Origin of the sequence: Paraglaciecola marina (genome assembly GCF_004360155.1) — a bacterium.
Classification (GTDB): Bacteria; Pseudomonadota; Gammaproteobacteria; order Enterobacterales; family Alteromonadaceae; genus Paraglaciecola; species Paraglaciecola marina.
In genome coordinates this window covers 73,363-99,150 of record NZ_SAIS01000012.1, presented here as the reverse complement: position 1 = coordinate 99,150, position 25,788 = coordinate 73,363, and the positions used below count along the sequence as shown (strand labels likewise).

The window sequence follows — 25,788 nt, the reverse complement described above, 5'->3', positions numbered from 1 at the left end:
TTTTTTTCATCTTATTAGAAGGCTACCGTTAATGACGCTTGGAAGTTACGTGGGTTCAGCGGTCGATAAAATGCAGAGCCTATGAAAGCGAAGGACAATACTTCTTCATCAAAAAGGTTATCAACATTGAAGCGTAAGCTAACGTTTTCTGGCATACCGAAAGGATTTATACCTCCTAAGTCTAAATAAGCACTAACTAAGGTGAAGCTTTCCATTGAATATGTTTCAGCATAGTCCGTATAACGACTGCCAGTATATTTGGCTGAAACATTCGCAACAATCCACTCTGTGGGTTCATACGTAATACCGGCTGTAACTAACCATTCTGGGCTGTCTGCTAATCTACTGCCTGCTGGGTTACTACCAAAACCGTCAACTAAGGTGGCATTTTTATAAGAAATGTTAGCGTTGAAGTAAAGTTCTTTATCAAATGCTTCTGGTTGATATACACCACTTAATTCAAATCCGTATGCTTCTGAAGCTCCGCCATTGATATAAAAACCTTCAGGTTGTCCCGTTGCAGGATTGATGACGTTACTAGCAAATAGTCGGTTGTCGAATCGAGTGTAGAATAATGCAAGTGCAGCGTTAAAGCTTTCTTGATTGGTACGATAGCCTAGTTCAAAGTTATCGGCTTCTTCACCTTCAGGAGTGTCAGCTTCAAAGCTGATAGCGTTATCATAAATATCGTCTGTGCCACTTGGTAGGGCAAAGTTCCTTGAGTATGACGCAAATAATTGGTCGTTATTATTAAGAGCATAAACGGCTCCAATCGAAGGTAAAAAGTGGTTACTGAATTCGCCACCCACTGACTGTGGCCCATAACCCGCCTCGCCATCAATTTCATAATCGTTGTAATCACGATAGCCATCTAGTGAATAATCAACACTTAAAGATTTAAGACCTACTTCTAGTTTCAAATCATCATCCATCAGGCTGATGGTGTCTTTAATGTATAGTTGGGTGGTGTCTCTTACTGAAGTGTAGTCGCGTCTGTAGTAAGCTACTTCATCCCATATTACGTCACCATCAGCGCTACCTGCTGTTTTATTGAGGCGCTGTTGAGTACGGTTGTAGGTATCTTCTTCAAGCCATGCTCCAAATTCAATATGGTTGTTTTCAAACTCTAAACTAAAGTCGGCTACAAAGCCTTTACGCTCGCCACCAACAGAAGACAAACCGTATTGTACGCCTCTAGGGTGCACTACATCTAATCCAGCAGCGGCTTGGTCTGTGTAAATACCCAATGTATTGCTATAAGAATCTGGTGATACACCATAGCCATCTTTGTCTTCAAGATAGGCCGTTCCGGTGAACATTAAGTTATCGGTTAAATAGGTATTCAATTGCAGAGAATACAACTTGTCATCCCGCACGTTTATGCGGTCTTCGTAATAACTTGTGCAGTTGCTACCGGTAAACACGGGTGTAAAGTCAGAGTCGTCTATGGTGCCGTCTTGGTTAAAGTCGTATACGCCAGGATCAGCAGAGATGCAGCCTTCAGGAATGGAATCTGAATAGCTGTAGTAATAATCTGCCTCGAAGGTTGCGGCCGTACCTGATGGAGAATCATAATCAAAGAAGTCATTGGCTACATAACTAAATTCTAAAGTTGTGCCTTGATCAAAGGTATAGATGGCTTTTCCTTCGATATGCTCTCTGTCTATTGTGCCTGGGCCACGCCATAGGTCACTATCAGTTTTTGAACGGCTTATAAAAGCTTTGAAACCGTTAATATCACCGGTTTCAAGTTTTACAAAGGAGCGCTGCAAATTGTCGTCGCCTATGGTCATAGATACTAGGCCGCCCATTTTATCTGATGGATCTACCGAATAATAAGACGCAATTGGCCCTAATGATGAATAGCTAGGTGCTGAAACATCACCAGCACCAGGAGAGGCAACCACAGATGCGAGATTTTCGTTGTCAACATATCTGAAGATTGGGCTACCACCAAATGCGTCAGAACGGCCCATCGGCACTCCGTTTAATACAAACCCTATTTGACTTAAATTAAAGGCTCGTACATTCACTGAGTTGCCGAATTCGTACAAACCTAAAGCCCCATCTGTTTGAACATTGAAGCCGGGTAAACTTTCTAACATTTTTAATCCAGAAATCCCCGCGGGGGCTGATAACAAAGCGTCACGGGTCACGGCTAAGGTGTTGGTTACTTCACCTGTACCTATGGCTATTTCTGTTTCAGAAATTCGACGCCCAACTACTTGAATTTTTTCTTCAGCTTCAGCGGATTGTGTTGTGTCAGACTCTTGAGATAAAGCAGGATTAGCAGCGAATAAAGTGGCGATAGATACACTTATTAAAGAGGGACGAAAATATTTATTGATAGTTTTCAAAGATGACTCCTGGCTGTAATAGTTATTTACTTAGTTGGTCGGAATTGATAATAAAAAATTATTAGAATCAATTAACGTACCAAATTAAAAGTAAATAGCTTTGGATTTTCCTAATAGCTTCAGAAGGCCTCATAGGTTTTGAGATTACTAATTTGTAACATTTTGTAAGGTGTGTTTTTTGGTGGGTTTTATGCTGAGTAAAATAATTTTAATAATTATACATGCACCATTTAAGAATAATTATGCACTAAATATAGTTTTATTGTGAATAATAAATTTATAACAAAGGTTAAATTTTTAATTTAAGCTCCTAGATACAACTCAATTTTGGTCATATGATGGGTAATAAATTTTAGACTCCACCTTATGTTTATCGAGTATGGCTTGTAACTCCCCCGAGTTTTTAATGAACTGTATGGTTTTGTTGATGGCTGGCATTAGATGTTTATGTTCCTCTCTTAATCTAATTAACAGGTTTCCTGAAGAATGTACTGCAGAAAATGCAATGTTAACTTTATTCAAGTTAGCCCAATATTTAGCGGTTTCTCGTTCCAGAATAATAACATTAAAACGCTCATGTTTTAGGCCTTGTAATAATTGATTTTCATTTAAAAAGTCCACTCTAGTAAATGCATAGTCATCAAAATAAAAGTAGCCCGAAATGGTGCCAACATGTTTACCAAATATTGACTCTCGGGAGGGAAACAAGTGTTGGTTCGGTGCTAGTGTGATTAGGTTTTCAGTGATTTCAAATAATGGTTCGCTATTTATATATTCTTCAGATTGTTGCTCTTTTGATAGCCACTCTAAGCAAATTAAATCAAAATCAACCCAGCCATCTTTTAGGGCTTTTTGAGCTCTTTTGGCAGGCAGAGGCACAGGTATGAACTCGATATCCGAATGTGCAGTCATAAGTTGAGCCAGTTCACTTAGTATTCCTGGTTGTCCTGCTTCTGCGCCAGTTCGAAAAGGCACCCAGCCTCCGGCTTCACCTATGTCAAAGTAAAGTTTTGTTTTTTGTGCTTGGGCAAAGTCGCTTAAAAACATCATGAGAAATAAAAAATAAAAATTTTGAATAGGAAAGCTTATCAGGGAGTGTTTATTTAGCATTGGCACCTTAGGTTTTTGTTAAATTTAAGGAGGCATCTTTTGAGATATCGTAGTGGTATATATGGTTTTTCTTAACAACACGATTCAAAATATCCCCAAATCGCTTTTTGTTAACATTGCTAAGTTGACGACTTTGTATTTCTTTAAGTAACTCTAAAGTATTCATTTTTTCATAATTTAGTAGTTCAGCATCAACCATACCTTGAAGTAAGTTTAGACTAAACGCGATTTCTCTGGGGAATAAAATATAGGCTTGATAAAACTGTTTTGTGGCGTCTAAAAACTCTTTCGCTGCGTACTTTTGTAAACCATTTTTATTATACTCAAGCGCCTGAGGTTTTCTCTCTCCAATGCTATCGGCTCCTTTAGCAATAAGCATTGAAGATACTGTCTTCTCGTTTTCGTCTTCAATTTGTTTTAGTTTTTCTTCGCCCAACTCTAAGAGTTCTTTGGCTTTGACTGTATTACCAATATTTTGCCACACGTGTATGGCATCGGTAATGGTGGGGATTTCAGCATTTCGTAGATCTCCCATACCTTTTCGCGCTAATACTTCGCGGGTTTTTTTTTCGTTTCCTTCTAAAAAAGCGACTATGGCATGCATGTAATCTTTACGAATAGTGAGTTCTGGATCTAATGACTTCCGACCCGCAGCACCGATTAAGTATTTGGCCACTTTTAAACTTGCATGACGCTCGTTGGCAAGTCTTTGTTCTGCTTCAAAAATATAACAGCGAGCTAATTCTAGTGATATTTCGTCGAAATGTTCTCGATTAGAACGGTTCGATTCTCGTTTTTTTTCTAAAAATTTAATAGCATCATCACAGCGATTCTGTGCTTGAAATATATGGGCTTTTAGTTGGGATGCAGGAATAGATAATTCCCCTTCGTTAATTTTCCCCATGTATTGTTCAGCTTTACTGTATTGATTTTTTTCTACGTTGATTCGCGCTAGCCATTCGCAGGCTTTGCCGTTTGTAAGTTGTGAGTCGGTCAGGTTTGTTAACAGCTCTTCACTTTGCTCTACTTTACCGTCTAGAAATAATGATTGAATTAGCCCCCACTTTGCCCAAAGAACTTTGTCTGAACGCTCTAATATTCCTGAATAGAGTTCGCGAGCTTCACCAAAACGGCTAAGTTTAGTTAATATGTGTGCTTTCAATTTAATCAAAGCAGAACGAAATTTTGGCTTTTTATTGGCAACGATTAATGCATCAATAGATTTTAGAGCCTTAGAATAATTATCGTCGTACATGTTTTCATAAATCGGCAATAAAAATTTATGTAAATTTAAGCAATTTCGGACATTTTTTTGCAGGTTATGAATTGTATAGGGCTTGGTTACTACGGCTTCTGGATGAATATTGACTATTTGCCCTATTATGAGAGGTAAGCGATCGTAGGTAACGAACATTACACATGTTCTTTCATCGATCAGTTTAACTTTTTGTAAATCTTGGACTACTTCAACACCATTTTTATAAAGGCCAAGGTGAAAGTCCATAAGTAATAAATCAATTTTATTCCGCTTAATATTTGCCTTTAGTTCACGGCCATTACTAAAGCAACTTATGTGCGAAAACCCCATATCTAATAGATGGTTACGAATATTGGCCCGCGCCATTCCGTTATCTTCTACAACGGCTACCTTAACCTTGTTAAATGACATAGCAACTTTATAAAATTAAGAATGAAGGCGTAGCATAGCAGGGCAAGACAAGAAAATAGTGAGTCTTTTTATAGGGTAAGTATGAAAATATAGAACTATGAAGTGCTAAGTTCCATAAGATTGTAATAGTGAGTGTAGTTAGTTGTATTTTTAATCAAATATTAACCTAAAAGTAATAGTTTGATAACATTAAAAACTATCAAATAAAAGTGAGAAAGCATGTCTAAGGAATCCACCCCAGTTTTTTTTGAAGAACTAGATACAGATAATGGTGTGAAGATTGGGCATGCCAAACTAACTAAAGTTAGCGCATTGAATGCCTTAGATTTAGGAATGATTGAGTTGCTATATACGCAACTAAAAATATGGCAACAAGACCAATGTATTGCCTTGATTTTATTAGATGCTGAAGGAGACAAAGCATTTTGTGCTGGTGGTGATGTGGTGTCTATGTATCACTTGATGAAGCAGGTACAAAGTCATGCTGTCCAAGTTGATTGCGATGAATACATTCTGCAAGGATTCTTCACATTAGAATACAGACTTAACCACCTTCTTCACACTTATAGTAAACCTATTATAGTGTGGGGGAATGGCATAGTGATGGGCGGTGGACTAGGTTTGATGTGTGGTGCAAGCCATCGTATTGTGACTGCCAGTTCACGTATTGCTATGCCTGAAATTAGTATTGGTTTATATCCAGATGTTGGAGCGAGTTATTTTTTGAATAAGATGCCACTTGGCTGTGGTTTGTTTTTGGGGTTAACAGGCACTGCTATTAATGCAGCCGATGCTATTTACGCTAATTTAGCTGACTATTTTGTATCCCAGGATTTAAAAACTGAGTTTGTTAGCGCTTTGCTTTCGGCAACTTGGGAAACGACTTCTGTCGATACCACATTAAATAAATTATGTGATACTTTCCAAGCAAAAAGCGCTGAAGACTTACCCTTAGATAATCTAGAAAGTCGGCAAAACTGGCTTAATGGTTTGTCTCATACCCGTTCACTCAAAGAAGCCGTTAACTATATTCAATCTACCGATCCACAACAAGACTCATGGTTTGATAGGTCTCAAAAAACGCTAAGTAGAGGCTCGGCAATTTCGGCTCATATTCTTTACGAACAATTACGACGGGGTAAAACCATGACCTTGTCCGAATGCTTGCAAATGGAGTTAGGTTTGTCTTGTAAGTCTGGACAATTTGGAGAGTTCCAAGAGGGGGTGCGGGCAGTGCTAGTAGACAAAGATGGCAAGCCAAATTGGAAATATAAAACCGTTGAAGAGGTACCTGAGTCTGTGGTCGAGTATTTCTTTGAGGCCATATGGCCTGCTGATTTACATCCATTGGCTCACCTCACTTAGCCTTAGTTAAATCATAATCATATTAGAAAGAGAGTTAAAATGAATTTACAGAATCAAGTGATCGCCATAACAGGAGCAGCCCAAGGGTTAGGGAAGGCCATGGCAGAAGAGTTTGCAAAACAAGGGGCACACCTCGCCCTTTTGGATATGCAAAAAGAAGGCGTTGAAGCCTTAGCTAATGATATAAAAAAGCGCGGAGTAAGCGCCTTAGGGTATGCAGTAAATGTTACCGACGAAGCGCAGGTTGAGCAAACCTTTGCCAAGCTTGTAGATGATTTTGGTCAGATAAATGGCTTGATCAATAGCGCGGGGATTATGCGTGACGGTATGTTGTTAAAAGTAAAAGACGGCAAAGTTGCAGATAAAATGTCTTTGCAACAATTTCAGTCAGTGATGGATGTTAATGTAACTGGCACCTTTTTATGTAGCCGTGAAGCGGCGACTCAAATGGTTGAAACTAAAAGCCAAGGCGTGATCATTAATATTTCATCAGTCTCAAGAGCAGGTAATATGGGGCAAACAAATTACTCAGCCTCTAAAGCTGCGGTATCGACCATGACTGTTTCATGGGCAAAAGAATTAGGGCGCTTCGGAATACGTACTGGGTGTATTGCCCCAGGGTTAGTCGAAACCGCTATGGCGGCGCAAATGCGACCAGAAATGCGTGAGATGTTTATTAAAAGTATCCCAGCGCAGCGTCTTGCCGAAGTTGAAGAGCTGGCTCATGCCGCTAAGTTTATTTTTGAGAATGACTACTTTACCGGCAGAACGCTAGAATTAGATGGTGGCACTAGGGTGTAGCTTATAGTGTTTAATTAATTGGTACGGGTAAACAGCAGTTAGTTCAAATTAAGGGAGTAATAATGAAAAATCTACATACACTTTTGTTTTTCACTGGGCTATGTATGCCGGTCACTACAATAGCTGCTGACAATAACTTAGCCATAAAGAAAATCTTTGCGAGTAGAGTTAGTAAGAATTCTCCAGGTTGTAATCTAGGAGTGATCAAAAATCAGCAGTTAGTCCATAAAGCGGGTTATGGTCTAGCTAATTTAGAAATGAATGTGCCCTTAGATGGTAGTCAAGTGCATAGAATGGCATCGGTATCTAAGCAATTCACGGCTATGGCGGTTTTACTATTAGCTGAAGAAGGCAAGGTAGATCTTGACGCAGATATACACACTTATCTCAAAGATTTAAGAGATTACGGTGAGTTAGTCACCATTCGCGCTATGCTGGGCCACGTTAGTGGTATGGGGGATTATGACCTTATTGCAGGCTCTTATGAGGGTGAAAAGTCAAAAGGTAGTATTGATCTTCAATCAGTTGCTGGTGGGGATTTTCGTTTAGGCAATGAAGATTACCTAACAATTAGCGAGTTTTATGACGTAGTTAAAACTGTACCTTTAGCACTTAAGCCCAATCAGAAGTTTCAATACAGTAATTTAGCGTATTTTTTACTGTCTATGCTGGTAGAAGAAGTGTCAGGTAAAAGCCTAAGGGATTACACTGCTGAAAAAATATTCACACCCCTTGGTATGAGTCATACCTTTTTTAGTGATAATCCAGTAGAGATAATCAAAAATCGCGCTATGGGATACGCAAAAAATGAAGCTGGAAGTTATATCAACGAGATGACCAACTTGTTTTGGGTGGGTGACGGTGGCTTGCATACTAATCTTGAAGATATGCTGAAGTGGGATGAGAACTTCTATACCCCACAAGTGGGTAAGAATCCCAGTAAATTAGTCAGGCTGATGAATACTCCAAACAGTGACCTGAAAGCCAATAAGAGCAGTTATGCTAACGGCCAATTTGTTGGAGAAACTATGGGGCGGATCTCATATTCTCATTCTGGAGGTTGGTTGGGGACTTCTACTTATTATGTACGATTTCCTGAAGAGAAGATGTCTTTTGCTATGATGTGCAACGACTCGGGTTTAGATGCACAAAGGTTAATAAACGAAGTTATAGCGCAGTATTTAGATATTCAATAACTCTGCTTTACTTCAAACTTATTGACTAGGTTAAAAGCTTAAGGTTTTCAACCTTGTCAATAAGTTAACACGCTGAGCGCTAATCAATAATATCTTCTGCAGGTGTTTCTACATCCGGGAAGGGCTTTGCTTTTAAGGTTTTAACCGGCTTACGCTTTATCTGTTTTTGTAGATATTTGATAGCGGCTTGTAGTTGTGCGTCTTCGCCGTTAAAGGTGGCGTAGGGTAGGTTGTCTACCTCTATGTCTGGTGATATGCCTCGGCCCTCAGTGATCCAGCGGCCATCTAACGCGAAAACAGGGTACTCTGCCACCCTTGACATACCATTGTCTGATTGTCTGTTACGGCCTGTTAACCACACTCCAGCTCCAGCGGTTTGTTTACCTATTACTTTCCCTAACTCTAAGGCCTTTATGCCAGCGGTGAAGGTTTCACCGTCTGAATAGGTAAATTCATCGGCTAACACCACTAAGTGACCTCTAAAGGTTTGCTGCATATTGGTATAGGTGCTGTTTTCTACGGGTTGCCAAAAAGACCATGCTCTGCGCAATAGTTTTTCAATGAGCCAGCTATCTACGTTGCCTCCTCGGTTGCGTCTTACATCTATGATCAGGCCTTGTTTTTTGTACTGAGCATAAAATTCTCTAGCGAAGGTCGAAACGTCGTTGGCACCCATGGCATACAAATGTAGGTAACCTAATTCATCATCTGCTTCAGTTACTGTTTGTTGATTTTGGGTGACCCAATCGTAATAACGGTGAAATACTGCGGCTCGGCTGCTTGCCGCTTTCACTACAGTTTTTATGTGCTCGTCACCCCGTTTTAGATCTAGTAATACTTGTTTCCCTGCTTGATTTTGAAGTGCTTTAACCAAGTCTATTTGAGTATTTATTATTTTACCGTTTATGGCGGTAATGATGTCACCCTCTTTAGCATTAACGTTTGGCCTAGCTAAAGGCGCTAGGCGCTTTATCAACTCAGGGTCATTTTGGTAAATATGAGAAATGCTTAGGCCTAGGTCTGTTTGTTCGTACTGAGCACCCAAAGTGGCATGTTTGGGGGCATTTTTGTCATAAGGCATATCGCCACCCCGTACCTGAGAGTGCAAGGTGTTTAACTCTCCCATCATCTGCTCAAATAGGTCGTTTAATTCGTTTCTATGGGTGAGTCGAGTTAATAATGGTTGGTACTTTTGTTTTACGGCAGACCAGTCTAGGCCACGCATATTTTTGTCAAATAGCGAATCTCGGTGCATTAACCAGGCATCGTGAAAAATTTGCTGCCACTCTAAGGATGGGTTAATGGCAAGTTTCCAATCAGAGGTTTGCACTTTGCTATCGGTGGATTTAGCTGGGAACTTGCCAGTAGCTTTCACTAGGTACATTGAATTTTTACTATCAGCCTTATGTACGAATAAGGTCATACCATCATTAGATAAACTAAAATCGCGTATCGCTGTGGTAAAAGTCGTTAATTTAGGCTTGGGTTTGATCTCGATAGACTTTAAAGAGGTTTTGGTATTGGGCTCGTTGATTTTGTCAATTACATAAAGGTATTTTTGGTTGGCTAACAGCTTGGAATAATTACCCGACGCCACTGGTACTTGCCATAACCTTGTTTGAATATCTGTCCAATCTACCAGTGCCTCGGTTTTTGATTCGCTTGTTTTTTCATCTTTATCGGACTCATCTTTTGGTTTATGTTCCGTATTAAGTTCATTGATATCGCTAAACGGGAATTTGGCATCTTGCTGAAGGGATATGGCAAATATTTGAGTGCGGCGATCAAAATTAGCCCCCATGTTTCTATCGCCCCAAGGTGATCTTGGGAAACTATTAAATTCACGGTCTGATAGAAAATAGAGCCATTGCATGTCTTCTGAAAAAGCTGGGGAATAAGAATTGTATTTATCTGTAGTGAGTAATTTCTGAGTGTTTGATGCTAGATCTTCGGAGAGCTCAATTAACATGATTTGACTACGTTCGGCCTTAAGATCGTTAAAGGTTAGCGCTATGAGTTGGCTGTCTTTAGACCAAGTTAATGAGGCAAGAGGGTTACTGCCAGTGTTACCAGTGAGGATTTTTGTATTAACTTTAGTATCTAAATCGAGTAACCATAACTCACCATTTTTATCATCATGGGCTAAAGTTTTGCCGTCGGGAGATAAATACAAGTTCCAGCGGAATACGCTACCATCCGTGGTTAATTGGGTTGCTCCTTCTGAGCCATCTGCCGGGTACTGCCAGATCTCAAGTTCGCCACTGCTATCATTCAAAGCATATACAGATTTATTATCTGTACTGAGAATAGCGTTACGGGTGCGAGAGTCTTTTGGAGTCGCTATCTCAATTAATCGTGAATCATCACTGTTAGCAATAGCGACCCTGCCTCTTGCGGTAAGTACTACCTTTTTACTATCGCTAGCTTGAGCTGCATTGGTTAAATAATCTAAGGGCTTATTGATCCAGCGCGCTCTTAAATGGGGAAAGTCTGAGGTGAGTGAGATGTCTAAGGTTTGGCTTTCTTCAGTAGAAGTATTAAATACTTTAATATCGGCACCGAGTTGATAGACGATTGTATCTTGATAAACGTTGGCATCTCTTACTTCCCAATCTTTGTAATGGGTATGCTGAGTTTGATCTCTGCCGTTTAATTTCATTGACCAAAGGTTGTCTACGCCGCTTTGATTACTAATAAAATATAGGCGCTCCCCTGATAGCATAGGGTTGCGGATAGACCCTTTATGCTTGTTACTTAGGTGAGAGGCTTCTTTTTGTGAGTCTAATTTGAATTTCCATAACTCGCCTTTAGCTCCACCTTTGTATGCTCTAGCGTTATCTGTGGACATTTGCAGCCCAAACCTCACAAAGTAAAGGTTATCATCGCTGGCTAATGTGCCTTCTATGGCATCAGATAAAGGAATGGTTGTGGTTTCTAGGGTATTAGGATCTACTTGTTTTAAGGTCCAGTTTCCTATGGGGCCGATACGGCCATTGTAGCTATAGAGAACCTTACCATCATCAGTCCAACCATGGTTTTTTACGCTGACATTTTCATAGGTTAATCTTTTCGCTATGCCTCCCTGGATAGGCATGATGTAAAGCTCTGGTGAGTCGGTGTAATTGGCCACAAAGCTAATCCATTGACCATCTTTAGAAATATGGGCTTCGCGCTCTTCGTTTGGCTGAGTGGTAAGACGCTGAGCATATTGTTCACCTAGGGTGAGTTTCCATAGGTCGCCTTCTGCGGTGAATACTAGGGTGTTGTCATGTAAGTCTGGATAACGAAAGTAACCCGGTGAGGCCCAAATTTGTGGAATAAAAGCGACAAACAGTAGAAACAATATTAAACGTGGGGCTGACATTTCAATTCCCTTAGGTGACAGGTATATATGTTTAACTGCTAACTATCTCAATTTGCATCGAAAAGTAAAAGCCAGTTCGCTGAAAAAGCTATTAAATAAGATAAAAGGTATGAAATAGTGATAGAGAAGCTTAAACCCAAGGTTACAAAATATAAGTTAATGATACACTTAGGATATTGACTAAAATTGTAAACATTAGGTGTTATGAATAACCTGTTATCCCCTTGGATATGCCCCTCTTGCCAAAGCCCATTATTTTTAAATGACAATACTTTGAGCTGTGAGAATAAGCATAGTTTTGACTTAGCCAAAGAAGGCTATGTCAATTTGCTGCTAGCTCAAAACAAAAACAGTAAAGCCCCTGGTGACAATAAACAAATGGTGAGTGGCCGCAGGGCGTTTTTAGAGTCTGGCTTTTATCAACCTTTAGCTCAAACCATTACGGGTATGTTCAAATTGCATTTGTGCCCGTCAGAATCCGAGGGAAATATTAAAATATTCGATGCGGGTTGTGGTGAAGGCTATTACCTAAATTGGTTGGCAGAGAATTTGACAATGTACATAGAAGAGGGAGCACTACCAATACTATGCAGTGGTATTGATATCTCTAAATTTGCAATACAAAAAGCCGCGAAACAATACAAAAAACAACAGTATGCGGTAGCAAGTACCTTTAATTTGCCAGTGCCTAGTGCTAGTCAAGATGGGGTGTTACAAATATTTGCACCAAGCAGCGAACAAGAAATTTATCGAGTGTTAAAAGATAAAGGCATATGGGTAGTGATAAACCCTGCTGGTGAGCACTTACAGCAATTTAAATATGCCTTATATGACTCGCCTACACAGCATCAGGCTAAAACCCTTGAGCCAGAGGGGTTTGTTCTCAAACAACAGTTTAATTTAAACTTTGAGCTAGAGCTGGCAGACAAAAATCAAGTAGAAAACTTACTGATGATGACCCCGTATTATTGGTCTGCTACTGAGGAAAAACGTCAACAACTTATAACCTATGTTAGAGAGGTGACAGCCGACTTTGATATTCGTGTTTACGTTAAACAATTAGTTTAGCTGAGCTCATAGAAGCTTGGTAAAGTAACAAACTATAAAAAATCAAAAAAGAAGGGCTGGAATGAATTCCTGGGTTAAAGACTCCATTCAAAAAATCAATGCTGATGCACATCGTTCAGCAGACACCCACTTGTTTAAGTTAGATATTCCTAGATTAACGAATGTGGATATCTACCTAAAGGACGAAAGTACTCACCCAACAGGTAGCCTTAAACATCGCCTTGCAAGGTCGTTATTTTTGTATGCTTTGTGCAATGGAAAAATCACCAAAACCACCACAATTATTGAGGCATCGTCTGGCAGTACCGCAGTATCGGAAGCCTATTTTGCGAGAATGATTGGCTTACCATTTATCGCTGTGATGCCTAAGCGCACAGCTCAAAGTAAAATTAAGCTTATAGAAATGTATGGTGGTAAGTGTCATTTTGTTGATTCCGCCCCTCAAATGCATGATGAATCCATCAGGCTAGCCAAAGAGATGGGCGGCTATTTTATGGACCAATTTAAATATGCAGAACGGGCTACAGATTGGCGTGGCAACAATAATATAGCCCAGAGTATATTTCAGCAAATGGAACATGAGCGTTATCCTATTCCAAACTCGGTAGTCATGAGTGCCGGAACTGGTGGTACTTCAGCTACGTTAGGCCGTTATATTTTGTATCAAGGGTTCAATACTAAGTTGGTGGTAGTTGACCCAGAAAACTCAGTGTTTTATGACAGCTTTATCAATAAAGACAGTAATCTAACTTCAGATTCTTCTAGCAAAATAGAAGGTATAGGGCGACCTAAGGTAGAGTTGTCTTTTCAGCCTGATGTTATTAATCAAATGATAAAAGTGCCTGATGTTGCCAGTGTCGCCACTATTCACTGGTTAGAACAGCTAATTGGTCGCAAAGCAGGCCCCTCCACTGGTGCAAACTTATGGGGAGTATTGCAACTTGCAAAACAAATGATGGATAACAATGAAGCGGGATCTATCGTCAGTGTTATGTGTGACAGTGGAGAGCGGTACTTAGACAGCTATTATGACAATGACTGGGTAGCTGAAAATATAGGTGATTTGGACTCTATCACAGAAGAGCTATGCTGGTGGTTATCCAGTGATTAATATGTATTAAACATTGTTTAGATACACTAACTGCTGCTTAATGGTTCTTAGTTAATTACTAAAATTGTAGGAACAATTTATGGCTAAGGTAACTAGGCCTAAAGCTTGCTTATATTTGTCTGAAAACTAGGCATGATTTGTTTTTGTATGAACCAATTTAAAGTACTAAATGGCTAAGTTAGTCTTGCTTGAGGTGTGTACTGAAGTCCTAACTTTATTCAACTTAATAAAAATAATAATCACCAATGGTATGAACTTGGGAACATTCTCACGGGGATATGAGACAAATGCGGTGTAACAGGGTAGTAAAAAGTAAAGGAGATAGTTGGGTTATGAGGGCTCTAATATCACTGGCTATAGGTGGCTTGTTAGGTGTATCGAGTCAAATAAATGCCACAGATGTCAGTGGTGTTGAGTTATCAGCAAGCTTTGTGGATGGAATGACACTACCAGCCTACAAATCTATCGAAGTGAGTGGACAGGCACCACAAGGTCATACATTAGATGTCAAGCTAGTAAGAAATAATGCCACTGTTACTATGGCTAGAGTGACAGTAAAAAGCGACAGTAATTGGCATGTGTCTTTAAATCCGCAAAGCCCTAGTGGACCCTATCAGCTTAAAGTTATAGATAACAAGCGTATAGCAGTTGTAAATGACATTTATATCGGTCCAAAAACCAGTAAGTTACGTAACCCAGATGGTGGAATTACCCTTTCCACGGTTTTTAGGGATAACATGCACTTACAACCGGGTGAAGAAATCAAGGTCAGCGGATTTACAGAGCCTAGAAGCTCCTTAGATATAAAGCTTATAAAAAATAGAACAACCCATACCATGGCTAGAGTACAAGCTGCCAGTGATGGTCAATGGCAGGTTACTATGCCAGCTCAAAGTGCTGGTGGACCATTTCAATTGGTTGTTAGTAATGGGTCTCACAAAAAAGTGGTTAGCGGCATTATTATTGGAAAAGCTGACATAAAAGAGAGGGTTTCTAACTCAATTAAAAATGAATTTTTAGAGCCAGAATTTGATGATTCTTCATGGCCATTAGTTAAGCTAACTTCGCTGGATAAGCAGCCTAACAATGCAACCTTACTCGTCAGAAAACAGTTAAACTTTGCTAGCCCCCCAAAATCCTTTAGTTTTAGTTTGGGTGATAATCATCAGATTAAACAAATTTATATTAATGGAAAGCTATTAGATGCCAAAGGCTGGCAGAACAACCCTCAAAAAATTAATATTCCTAGTAGTATGTTTAAATCTGGAGCGAATCTTGTGGCCTTGGTGTCTAAAAAGAACTGGGATAATACTCAGTTTGTTGGAGCCTCTGGGAGATTTACTATTAATATAAATAACCACAAGCTTGATGTTAGCAGCAATTGGCACGTTTTTAATTCGTCTTCCGAACCGTTATGATAACTTACTAATTAGGTACTCTTTGATTTGAGGGTAAATCGTAATGAAAAATGAAATAGACAGTAAATTTGTGTTATCTGTGTTTGAAAAAATGCGAGAGCATGGAGAAAAGCAAAACGAGCAATATGCATTAGGTGGCTTGAAGGGCTCGACAGACTTCGATGGCTACACCTTGTTTATTGAGGATGCTTTGGTGATGTTGCGGTTTGGCTTTCATAACCAATATTCTTTCGAGTACCAAAAAGAAGAGCATTTTGAGCAGTTTTTGAAGAAAATGACAGCTATAGAGCAGAATTATTAGTTAATTGCTATTTGACTAAATTGCGAGAGCTATCGCTTTGGTTACTAATATTATTTGCGATGATGAACATTGCAGTCAAAGGATCTTAAACGCAGCGATTCTTCTTTCTAATAGAAGGCTCTAATGCATTGATATTAGAGCCTTCTAAATACTATTATAACTACTTATCAGTGACTTCACTAAACACGTATGAATGCTGAGCATCTAATAAAGTCAAGGTGCGTAAACCATTTTCTTCGCCTACTACAAGTTCACCGCCAAGGAAAAAAGGTGCAATAGTTACCAAAGAAATTGTGCCATCTGGGCTTGCTTTTGTGCCCGTATAGGTTTCCCAAACGCCAGGGTTTAGTAATACATCTTCATTTTCTTTAATCACTGCAAGCTCACCTAACTCTTTGCTGTAATAATTATCAGCTAGGTTATTGATAATGTCTGGAGCAGGAGGGTAGGTGATTTCTTCTAGGAGTTTTCCGGCATTAAGTTGTGTAGTTTCAACTGTTACTTGTACTTTATTTTCGGCCTGCAACTCTGAATTGTACATAAGTTCGATTAAACGGCGTTTGAATGGTGTAGTTAATTTATAGCCTTCATCTGAGTTGGTAAGGATCACCGCTCCTACATTGGCGGTTGGAATAGCAATAAAGTTAGATTTATAACCGGCCATACTGCCGCCATGTTCAACTATTTCTATACCACTCACTTTATCGTTTGAGAGGCCCATTCCATAACTTGATTCTGCGCCCGTTGCTACGGTAGGCTCTCGTCGCTTAAGTAATGGCTCGGCTGCATATAGCCTAGTGCCATCGGGTGCTAACCCAGCAGACAGCTCGTTATATACATATTTGATCATATCGCTAGGGCTTGACCATGCCGCACCTGCAGGACGATATGGGGTTACGGTATGATTAAAGCCATCGGTAGCTGTTTGTTTAATTAACTGAGTATTACCAGATAAGTCTAAGCCATGGGGGGAAGCAACATTGCCTGTCAATGCTTCAGCAAAAGAGAAAGTTGTATCCTGCATCTTTAAAGGAGCAAATATGTATTCATCCATTGCTTTGTCATAAGCCGCGCCTATTTCCATATCTGGATACAAAATATGAGCTGCAACGTACCCAGCGGCAGCGGCCATTTGGTTATTGTATTGGAATAACTCACCAAAGGTACTAGTAGGCGCAGTTAGTGCTAAGTCATTAAAGGTGGCAGATGCGGGGATGTTAGGGCCACTGTTAAATACCCAATCCATATCCTTGCGGGGTAAGCCTGTACAAGCACAAACTAAGTGTTTAACTAATACACTTTGGGTGGTTTTTTCATCGCCTAGTTTAAAGTCTGGGTAATGGGTAACTACTTGATCATCCCAGTTTAACTTACCCATTTCTACTAATTTGGCGAGTAATAAAGTCGTCATGCCTTTGGTATTAGAGGCGATCATAAACAGGGTATCTTTATCCACTGGCTCTTTAGTGTGAATATTTTTGATGCCGACTCCACCTTCGTAAATAACGTTACCGTTTTCGACTAGGGCTATTCCTACTCCTGGAATATCTAGTGAATTTGCTGATGACTCTACAAATGAAACTAGTTCAGCTACCTTTTCTGGTGTTAAAGAAAGAGCTTGGCGTTCTGATAAATCTTCTGGGGTGTAGCCTTTGACACTTGCGCTTTCTATTAAGCCCCAAGTTGCTGCTTGTCTTTTTACGAAAGTGCCGACCTTTCCATCTAACAAAATAACCTGCCAACTATTGTTAGCTTGAAATACATAGGCGTAAACAAGCTTTTCTTCTGCAATAGAGGTTACGTACTCAATCTCTCTGCTTACTTCCCAGCCTCCTGTCACGGCTTGGGGGGCGTTAATTCTCACCTCCCGTGAAAACGAAGGCTGGTATGTTTTCCAAGCTGATGTGGCTGCAGCTAGGGCGTTGTCAGCCTCTGGGATGGCGGCTATCACAATAGCTGCATCATGTTCTGGTGCAGTGTAAACGGTAAGACCATTTTGATTTGTGACCTCCCAATCTTTTGGCGCGTTATATTCTAGTGTTACGCCAATAGGTTTTTCAATTGCAGTGGATAGGTGCTCTGAGTCTTGTTTATCAACTACCTTAGAGCAGGCACTGAATAGCAAAAGTGAAATGACAATGAAAACTGATAGGCTCGATACTTTAATCATGAGTGTTGTTCCTTTAACTAAACAATGAAATCGAATCCTCTACCTTTTGACTACTAATAACGAGTTATTACTAAATGGCGAAGGTGGTGGTTTTTTGAGCGTAACTTGGTTGGGACTAATTTGCAATCTAGAGCCATTGCTTTATTTATTGCTGACTTAACTCTCCTCTGCTTAGCTGCATTTTAGGGCAAAAAAGGTGCAGGTATGCAGAGCGGTTTTACTGGTTAATTTGGTGTGGTGTTTTCTAAGCTTGGTACGGGAGTCGCTTCTTCTACTGTTGGACGTTTAGGCGTAATTGAATTTATATTATTAAGTGGTAGCACTAAGGTGTTTTTAGTTTGATGATCATATAGAAAAATATAGTTTATCGAGGTGCTTAATAATGAATATTCATGGTCTGGGTTAGAGATTGCCTTAGAGTCTAGGGTCACGAGCCCATACTTTTTATCTATAATTAACTCGGCCTTATTTTTTGAGTGCATACTGATAAAAATCACAAAATAAACGAGAAGTATGGCAAGAGCGCCCCACCAAAATGATCGTGCGCTTTGAACCCCTGCTAAAAAAGGGATAACTCTTAACGCCCCATGATTAAACTTTTTGTCTAACCAAGCGCTAACAGGTGCATGAATATATGTCACAGCCCAAGTTATAAAAACCACACTAAACGCACCGAATACCATTAACATCACCATAGGATCTTTGATGCCTGCAACGAGAATATCGCTCACTTCAAGGTATGTAGTGATGGGTAGATTAAAATAAGAGTAAAAAGTCAGTAAATAGACAAAGCCAGCGATTGCAATGGTTGCATAGATTAAAAAAACGGTTAGTCCTGGGTGACGTGTGATAAGTGCAATAATTTCATATGGGTTAACTTTCGGACGATATTTATCTAATTCTGCGTTAGGGGACATAGTCGGTACTGTGTGATATTGATAAGTTAAAGTCTACAAGACTCATAGGATGCTGGCAAAGAAACTTAAAGGTGGGCTGTTGATGAGTTGTTTTGTAAATGACTTTACGATCGTGAGTTAACCTTCACGCTTCACTTAGCTGTGATCTAATAGATATTATTCCACTAGAGATAAACTCCTATTGCCAACTACAAGCCTGATTTATCCTGCCAAACAAATTTTCTTTCCCGTCAACTTCTCAGAACAAATCCTGCCCGGTACGTTTGAGTATGTACCTTGCTATATCTAACTCCCTCCCCGTTCTATTTTGTACAATATATTGCACGTGTATGTTTTTTAGTCTAATTTTGTCTTGTTTATTGTACAAGTTGGAGGGCGGTAGATGAGAGTTGTTTCATTCACTGAAGCTCGAAATAGGCTTAAATCTGTTTTAGATCAAGTTGTTAATGACGTGGACCACACAGTCATTACTCGCAGGGATGCTGACGATGCTGTTGTTATGTCTCTCGATCATTACAATGCATTAATGGAAACCGTCCACTTGCTTAAGTCTCCTGCTAATGCAGCGCACTTATCTAGATCAATAGCGCAATATCAATCGGGAAATGTATTCGAACGAGATTTAGTTGATGACTAGGCTGTTAACCTGGACAGATGAAGCCTTGAGTGATTATGTATATTGGCAAGGGCAAGATAAAAAAACTCTAAAACGAATTAGTGATACAAAACGTAATGCTTTTGAAGGGATCGGGAAACCTGAGCCATTAAAAGAGAATTTGTCTGGTTTTTGGTCAAGAAGAATTGATGAAACTAATCGCTTGGTTTATGCCGTTACAAACACACATTTAACAATGATTTCGTGCGGGTATCATTATTAAATGTGCCGTTAGTACAACCTCCCTAACTATTAAAACTGCAGCCCTTAGGGCTAAAACCTAAACCACCCCTTCAATCATAGTCATGTGGTTATCGAACATTATGGGTAGCGTATTGATGTTGGCTATGCCTTTTAGTGGTGCAGATTCATCTAATTTTTTTAAATAACCTTTGCCGCTAGAGGCGAGTATTCTGCCTTTTGAAAGGGCTAGGCCTGAGGCGTCACTAAAGTTTTGTTTTTCAATAAATTGGTGGGTGTTGGTATCCCAAAAACTTAGGTGTGAGCCTCTTGGGCAACTTACGCATAGTAGCTTGTCTTTAACCACTAAGCTTGAGGTGTATTGTTGCATTTTATACAGCTGGCTAGTGTCTGCGCTAAAGGCTTGTAGGGTGTCTTCACCTTGGTGCGAAAACACTAAAGGGTGCATGTTTGATTTAGGCCCTTGGTATTGTGCCCCTGTAAATACTGCGCCATCTTCTCGCACTGTTAAATGGCGAATGCTTAACTGGTTGTCTGGGGGGGCGTAGCTAGCCAATACTTTACCGGTTCTTGTATCGATATATGCCAAATTGGGTTGCATGGTGTCTAGGTTGAGCTTTTTCCGTGGTTGCTCTGGGTGGGTTTCAATGCCGCCATTGGCGACCACTAGAGTTTCACCATCAGGCATTAATGCTAATTCATGGGGGCCGATTCCACCTGAACTAAATCTATCAATTACTTGGTAGGTTTGTGCGTCACGCACCACTATTATACCTTGTTGTTTGTCATATAAGTTTTCGGTGGTGTAGAGGTATTCTCCATTTTTTGAGAATACGCCATGACCATAAAAGTGGCTGTCCCTTTGGCTTTCAATATTGTGATTGATTTGACCATTGATAAAGTCGACTTCAACAGCAAAACGGTCGGGGCGTCGGGCAAATACTAAGGCGTGACCGGGTTTGTGAGGTAAAGCTAATGAATCATGACCTCGGGCTGGTAGCTTAACTGTATTGACAATTTGTCCTTGGCTATTGATGGCTGCGGCCATGCTTTGACCTTGTGGGTCGTTGCAGGTACTGACTAACCACTGTTCTGTTTGGTTAGTGGTACACGCTGGTAACAACCAAGCTGCTAGTGCAACTTGGCTTGAGCCTAAGATAAATTGTCTACGGTTAATGGTCATAATTTTTCAAGTGAATTAAAAGGCGTATTTTGCGCCTATGATAAATTGTCTTGGTTTACCTGGGCGGGCACCGAAAGGCCTGCGAGATACTATTTCTACTTCATCGGTAAGGTTATCTAATTTACTGTAAATACGTAACGCGTCATTCACTTGATACCAAGCCGCAAGGTCAATTTGGCTAATGCTTGAAGTATAAACACCTTCTAGCTCGACACCAGTGCCCGATGCTTCAGACATTTCGGCCACGTACTTGTAAGCTAAGTCTACTTGCCAATTATCTCCTGCAACTCCTACTTGAAGGTTAAATTGATTTTCAGGTAGGTAGGGTAGTTCGTCACCTGTGACTACGTTGCCCCACTGAGAAAACGTTGAGTCAAAGGTGGTTTGAAACTCTGATTGAGTGTGGGTGTAAGCTAGGTTAATAGGCATTGTTAGGCTATTGGATATGTCTATTTGGCCGTTTGCACTAAGTTCTAGTCCGTAAATATCTACTTCACCGCCGTTAAACTCTACGTCAAGCTCTGTGGTACAACCGCTTGAAAAAGTACAACTGCCCTTTAGATTGCTGTAATCGTTATAAAAACCAATGGCTTCCATATTCCAGTCGGCTACGTTAGCCCGTAAGCCTAGTTCGTAGTTCCAGCTTTCTTCGGGTTTGATGTCACTTTCTTCACCTGGGCTATTGGGTACAAAACCTTTATTTACACCTGCTAAAACACCTAATTGTGGGGTGATTTGATAGAAAGCACCTAAACCGGGTAGCACTACTGTGTCGCTGTTATCTTGAACCGTTTGAGCTACGTAGTCGTTAGACTCGCCATCTATGTTTTCGACCCTTAAGCCAAAAGAGGTGTGTAAGTCGCCAAACTGAACTTTTGAATTCACAAAGGCGGCAATGGCGGTAGTGGTGTCTTTGTTATTAGTGACAAGGTCGTCCAATTGACCTGCAAAAACCATTTGACCATTAACCATGTCGAAGTAGCGCGCTCTGTGAAGTCTTTCTACTTGGTCTTGATGCACCCGCAAACCTGCATCTATGGTCATGTCTGCATCACCTAGGTTTGTATCCCAAGACAGTTTTGATTGCACGCCCTGCGAGTAGAATGTGCGGTCGTTCAGAGTGAAAACCAGGGTTTCATCTGAGGTAAGCGAGTCTTCTTCACCTTTTAAAATCTCTAGAAAGCGACTATTTAAGCCGGTATCTGGTGAAGATAAAATAGTGTCTAAGCTGCGGCTAGAGTTAAATCCGTTGAGGCGATCCCAGTCGCGGTTAAAGTCTCGTCTATAGACTTGTGTTACCACTGTCATGTCTGGGGCTAATTCAATATAATGGGACGCTTGTAGTTGTAAGTGCTCCCAATCAAATTTGTCGTTTTGACTGCCGGCATAACGTTGATAAGGGTCTTCAGCAAAGTCTGCATCAGTTAACCCTAAATAGGTTTCATGGGACACTTCTTCCGAATACCCCACTTTTAATTGAACCTGTTGGTTATATGGGTCGTTATCAAAGCTGTAGTTAGCTTTACCTAATATTTCATTTTTTACAAAGCCAGTATTATCATCTTCAGCTAAGGTTTTAAAACCATCCGCACGTAAATGCACACCTTCTACCATCACGCCGGCATTGCCGATATTTTTGGAGTAATGGCCATGGGCTTTGGCGTAGGCTTGTTCGCCTAAAGCTAGGTCAAGTTCGCCGCCATCTTCAGGATTGACAGGGCGAGACAACATATTAATAGCGCCGCCCACAGTATTAGGGCCATATGTAATTGCTGATGGGCCTTTAAATACTTCTACTTGAGTCATGCGAGACACATTAGGAAAATAATAAGCCGCAGGAGCCGAGTAGGGCGCAGGTGCAATCAATACACCATCTTCCATCAATGCAATTTTGCTACTACGCTCGCTGGTGGCTCCACGCAAGCCAATGTTTGGTCGTAAGCCGTAGCCATCTTCTTCACGAATATAAACACCCGGTACGCTTTGTAATACGCGGTGAATGTCATCAAATTCAAACTGCTCTAGGGCGGCTTCATTTAATACAAATCCAGAGCCCGTTGCGGTTTCTAGGGCATTTTGATTACCAAATATTTGGATGACATCATCAATATTTGAAGCTTTGGTTTCATCGGCAGCCATAAGTGTTGCTGGCAATGCCGACAACGCTAAGGTAATACCTAGGGTAACTTTAGAAAAAGTAGTGTGTGACAACATAGTTTTTATACTTCGCATAATGAATGATTAATCGCCGTCAGATGAGTTAAAACCTAAGTTCAAGTCTAAGGCTTGGGTGAAGCTGACGTCTATTAAGTCGATTAGAATTCGCATTTCGTCTACTAGATTAGTTATGGCTTCTCTACCTTGAGAGTCTGCTAATGCAGTTTCGTAGGAGTCAAAATCAAGATTAATTTGGGTGATTTGAGTTGCCACACTGGTTAATGAAGTTGTGATTTCATCACTGATAGTTTGTTGCTCTAAAAAATCAATTAGGATCGAATCAAAACCTTTGCCATCGTCATTGGTATAAATGCTTAAGAATGTCTCAATATTGGTAGCAATACTCAGAAGTGATTCGTCGGTTAATACGTGCTCTGCATTTTCGTAATTGCCTGGTGACTCTTCCCCTAATATTTCAAATAATTTAGAGTCTTCGACAATTTCAATATGCTCTAACCAGTTAGTAGTCAATTCTTCTACAGAATCTACCACAGACGAAAAATCACCAGTGCCTTCAATAAGTTGTGAACGGTAGTCGCCACCAGATGCTTGCCAATCTGTGAGGATTTCTTCACTTATATTGAGCAGATTTTGGGCGATAGCTAGGCTGACTTCACAACGCTTAGCTTTATCACTGGCATTGATTAAAGAGTCGCTAGAGTCCTCAGGGAAAAGCAAATATTCAAGTGCAGGGATACCTTGGCCTCCTACATTGACTCCAGAAACATCATCTGCGGTTACTGTGATTTGTTCGAGTAATAGGCTCTCTACGCCGCGGCTTACTGCGTCGTTTTCGTCAGGCCAAAGTTGAATCCGGAATAAACGACTATCTTCAACTACTGCTCCTACTTTCAACCACTGAATGCTCTGCCACGCACTGTTGAATGCAGACCAAGTTTGCTGATAGTCAGAAAGGTCGCTACTGCTAGGTGCAGTTAATCCGCAAAATGTATCGCCGGCACTTTTAAGGGCCAGTGCTTCAGAGTACATATCTTCATATGCTGGAATGATGTGACCATCTGTCAAATCTGTTAGGTATTCACCAAACTCAGTTGGGAGATCTGTGGTTTCGGTTGTAGGTGTTGTTGGTGTGGTGCTGTTACCCGACGAGCCCCCACCGCCACATGCGCTTAATAGAGTTGTGAGCCCAAAAGCGATTAATACATGTGGTGCTTTCAACCCGCTTTTTAAATTGATCATATTGAACCGCTCCTATATTGCATCTAAGAACGTGAGTAGTTCTTGACGCTTTGATTTGTTTAAATTTTTGAAAAATATTTGACTGGCTTGGGCCTCGCCTCCATGCCATAAAATTGCTTCGGCCACTGATTTTGCTCGACCGTCGTGTAAATATAAAGGTGCCTTTCTAAATATTTTTTGAGCTCCTAAGCCCCATAAAGGTGGGGTGCGCCATTCATTGCCTGAAGCGTCATTTTCGATTACGCCATCAGCTAGGCCAGCCCCCATGTCGTGTAATGCTAAATCTGTATACGGCCAAATTTTCTGGCTTGCCAATACTGCAATTGGATAATCTGCTGCTGTGGTATAACTAGGGGTATGACATGACGCACAGCCCCCGTGGTAAAATAGCTCTCGGCCTTGTTGGGCTTTTTCTGATAACAAGTTACGAGAGGGGGGCACAGCCATAAATTGGTTGGTGTCTACCACTAATTTTAATAACTTATTGGGTATTTCTACGTCTGTATGCCTCCCCAGTTCTGATGCAATTGCACACCCTTTTTGAGCTGGACCACAGGATTCAGCTGGGAACCAAGAACTAGTAATACCAATGTCATCTCTAAAAGCAGCGGCAACCTGCTGTGCCAAAGTTGGGTGTTTGGCTTTAAACCCAAAACGACCAATACCTAGGGTTGGCTCTGTGTAAGCATCATCAGAAGTAAGCTTTTTTACCATAGGTACACGGTTATAACGGGCCGAGATGCCATCTTGATCACTGTCGTCTATGTCTTCTTGTGCTAGTAGGTCAGCTTCTGCAATGGCATCGAGTAGACCTGCACCATAAACCACAGGGGCAAAGCGTGGTGATAGGCCCACTTCTTGGCTTATCTCTCCGTAATTAAGTTCTCGTAATTCATAATTAGGTTTGTGTAATTGATATTCGCTGCCATCATCGTATTGGCCCGTTATGGTTTCATATGCCAAATTTAATTTTGCTTCAGGTTTAATGGCTTTAGGCAATTGAGTTGCATGAACTGTATTAATAGCCCGAGTTTGTATTTGTTCTCCATAGGTCTGCGCTGCAGGGCTTTTTGAGTAATGGCTGAAGCTAGAGTCTTGGTCTTTTAATCCTAAGCGAATAACCATGGCTGATGGGCTTGATAAACCTAATTCTGGAGCTGGGCCTCTGCCACCTCTTGAATGGCAACTAATGCAAGACCGAGTATTAAATAATGGGCCAAGGCCGTCACGGTCTTTGGTTGAGCTAGGCGCTATGACCCAAGGATCCCGGAATAACGAAAAGCCAGTCCAAAAGTCTAGTTTTTGCTGTGGGTTAACGCCTCTACCTTCAACTACATAAGAGCGATGAGAAACACGCTTGGCGGTCATGTTACCGCCAGGTTGTAACTCAGTTTGGTCAAATTTGGGTGCTTTAGAACACCCAGTTAAACCACTTAATATGATAATAGAAAATACCGTTTTTAGCATATTTTTGAATGTACCTTA

Annotated in this window: 19 protein-coding genes and 1 pseudogene; 10 read left to right on the top strand and 10 right to left on the bottom strand. The window is 40.6% G+C overall.

Features of this window, described 5'->3' with window-relative positions; translation table 11 throughout:
- Positions 1-14: 14 nt before the first annotated feature.
- The 3 genes from EOK74_RS16470 to EOK74_RS16460 form a co-directional block, all read right to left on the bottom strand.
- A complete protein-coding gene (locus tag EOK74_RS16470) occupies positions 15-2,357 on the bottom strand; it encodes a TonB-dependent receptor (protein ID WP_133471189.1) in 2,343 nt (780 codons plus the stop codon).
- 321 nt (positions 2,358-2,678) lie between these two features.
- Entirely contained in the window at positions 2,679-3,467 is a 789-nt protein-coding gene (locus EOK74_RS16465; protein ID WP_239024141.1) for a substrate-binding periplasmic protein, read from the bottom strand.
- Between the two features lie 7 nt (positions 3,468-3,474).
- Complete coding sequence (locus EOK74_RS16460; RefSeq protein WP_133471187.1) at positions 3,475-5,136, bottom strand: response regulator; 1,662 nt, start codon at positions 5,134-5,136, stop codon at positions 3,475-3,477.
- Positions 5,137-5,355: 219 nt separating this feature from the next.
- On the opposite strand from EOK74_RS16460, the gene EOK74_RS16455 reads away from it, so the two are divergent.
- From EOK74_RS16455 to EOK74_RS16445, 3 genes are all read left to right on the top strand, one after another.
- Positions 5,356-6,501, top strand: a complete 1,146-nt coding sequence (locus tag EOK74_RS16455) for an enoyl-CoA hydratase/isomerase family protein (RefSeq protein WP_133471185.1) — start codon at positions 5,356-5,358, stop codon at positions 6,499-6,501.
- A gap of 39 nt (positions 6,502-6,540) precedes the next feature.
- Positions 6,541-7,302: an SDR family oxidoreductase gene (locus EOK74_RS16450; RefSeq protein ID WP_133471183.1), complete on the top strand. Its 762-nt coding sequence runs from the start codon at positions 6,541-6,543 to the stop codon at positions 7,300-7,302.
- A 62-nt stretch (positions 7,303-7,364) separates the two neighbouring features.
- On the top strand, positions 7,365-8,498 hold the full coding sequence (locus EOK74_RS16445) for a serine hydrolase domain-containing protein (RefSeq protein WP_133471181.1): 1,134 nt from the start codon (positions 7,365-7,367) through the stop codon (positions 8,496-8,498).
- A 79-nt stretch (positions 8,499-8,577) separates the two neighbouring features.
- On the opposite strand, the gene EOK74_RS16440 is transcribed toward EOK74_RS16445, so the two are convergent.
- Entirely contained in the window at positions 8,578-11,862 is a 3,285-nt protein-coding gene (locus EOK74_RS16440) for a S41 family peptidase (RefSeq protein WP_133471179.1), read from the bottom strand.
- Between the two features lie 204 nt (positions 11,863-12,066).
- On the opposite strand from EOK74_RS16440, the gene EOK74_RS16435 reads away from it, so the two are divergent.
- The 4 genes from EOK74_RS16435 to EOK74_RS16420 all read left to right on the top strand — a co-directional run bounded on the left by EOK74_RS16435 (position 12,067) and on the right by EOK74_RS16420 (position 15,760).
- Entirely contained in the window at positions 12,067-12,930 is an 864-nt protein-coding gene (locus EOK74_RS16435) for a putative RNA methyltransferase (protein WP_133471177.1), read from the top strand.
- Between the two features lie 61 nt (positions 12,931-12,991).
- Positions 12,992-14,041, top strand: a complete 1,050-nt coding sequence (locus tag EOK74_RS16430; protein WP_133471175.1) for a PLP-dependent cysteine synthase family protein — start codon at positions 12,992-12,994, stop codon at positions 14,039-14,041.
- Between the two features lie 332 nt (positions 14,042-14,373).
- Entirely contained in the window at positions 14,374-15,459 is a 1,086-nt protein-coding gene (locus EOK74_RS16425; RefSeq protein WP_166638792.1) for a hemoblobin-interacting domain-containing protein, read from the top strand.
- A gap of 43 nt (positions 15,460-15,502) precedes the next feature.
- A complete protein-coding gene (locus EOK74_RS16420) occupies positions 15,503-15,760 on the top strand; it encodes a DUF3081 family protein (protein ID WP_133471171.1) in 258 nt (85 codons plus the stop codon).
- A gap of 160 nt (positions 15,761-15,920) precedes the next feature.
- Here EOK74_RS16420 and EOK74_RS16415 read toward each other — a convergent pair whose 3' ends face one another.
- Both EOK74_RS16415 and EOK74_RS16410 read right to left on the bottom strand, forming a co-directional pair.
- Positions 15,921-17,930: a serine hydrolase domain-containing protein gene (locus EOK74_RS16415; RefSeq protein WP_133471169.1), complete on the bottom strand. Its 2,010-nt coding sequence runs from the start codon at positions 17,928-17,930 to the stop codon at positions 15,921-15,923.
- 224 nt (positions 17,931-18,154) lie between these two features.
- Complete coding sequence (locus EOK74_RS16410) at positions 18,155-18,847, bottom strand: hypothetical protein (RefSeq protein WP_133471167.1); 693 nt, start codon at positions 18,845-18,847, stop codon at positions 18,155-18,157.
- Positions 18,848-19,027: 180 nt separating this feature from the next.
- Between EOK74_RS16410 and EOK74_RS21290 the strand changes: the two are divergent.
- From EOK74_RS21290 to EOK74_RS16395, 3 genes and pseudogenes are all read left to right on the top strand, one after another.
- Positions 19,028-19,133 (top strand): annotated as a pseudogene (locus EOK74_RS21290) (transposase); the annotation flags it as partial.
- A 96-nt stretch (positions 19,134-19,229) separates the two neighbouring features.
- Positions 19,230-19,484, top strand: a complete 255-nt coding sequence (locus tag EOK74_RS16400) for a type II toxin-antitoxin system Phd/YefM family antitoxin (protein ID WP_133471165.1) — start codon at positions 19,230-19,232, stop codon at positions 19,482-19,484.
- Complete coding sequence (locus tag EOK74_RS16395) at positions 19,477-19,725, top strand: Txe/YoeB family addiction module toxin (RefSeq protein WP_166638791.1); 249 nt, start codon at positions 19,477-19,479, stop codon at positions 19,723-19,725. Before EOK74_RS16400 ends, EOK74_RS16395 begins: the two co-directional genes overlap by 8 nt.
- A 57-nt stretch (positions 19,726-19,782) precedes the next feature.
- On the opposite strand, the gene EOK74_RS16390 is transcribed toward EOK74_RS16395, so the two are convergent.
- Genes EOK74_RS16390 through EOK74_RS16375 form a run of 4 tightly spaced genes read right to left on the bottom strand, consistent with a single transcriptional unit; the run spans position 19,783 to position 25,770 of the window.
- On the bottom strand, positions 19,783-20,886 hold the full coding sequence (locus EOK74_RS16390; protein WP_133471161.1) for a DUF1513 domain-containing protein: 1,104 nt from the start codon (positions 20,884-20,886) through the stop codon (positions 19,783-19,785).
- 15 nt (positions 20,887-20,901) lie between these two features.
- A complete protein-coding gene (locus tag EOK74_RS16385) occupies positions 20,902-23,118 on the bottom strand; it encodes a TonB-dependent receptor family protein (RefSeq protein WP_133471159.1) in 2,217 nt (738 codons plus the stop codon).
- Between the two features lie 9 nt (positions 23,119-23,127).
- Positions 23,128-24,303, bottom strand: coding sequence for an imelysin family protein (locus tag EOK74_RS16380; RefSeq protein WP_133471156.1), 1,176 nt, complete (start codon positions 24,301-24,303; stop codon positions 23,128-23,130).
- A gap of 12 nt (positions 24,304-24,315) precedes the next feature.
- Complete coding sequence (locus EOK74_RS16375) at positions 24,316-25,770, bottom strand: di-heme oxidoreductase family protein (protein WP_133471154.1); 1,455 nt, start codon at positions 25,768-25,770, stop codon at positions 24,316-24,318.
- Between the last annotated feature and the right edge of the window lie 18 nt (positions 25,771-25,788).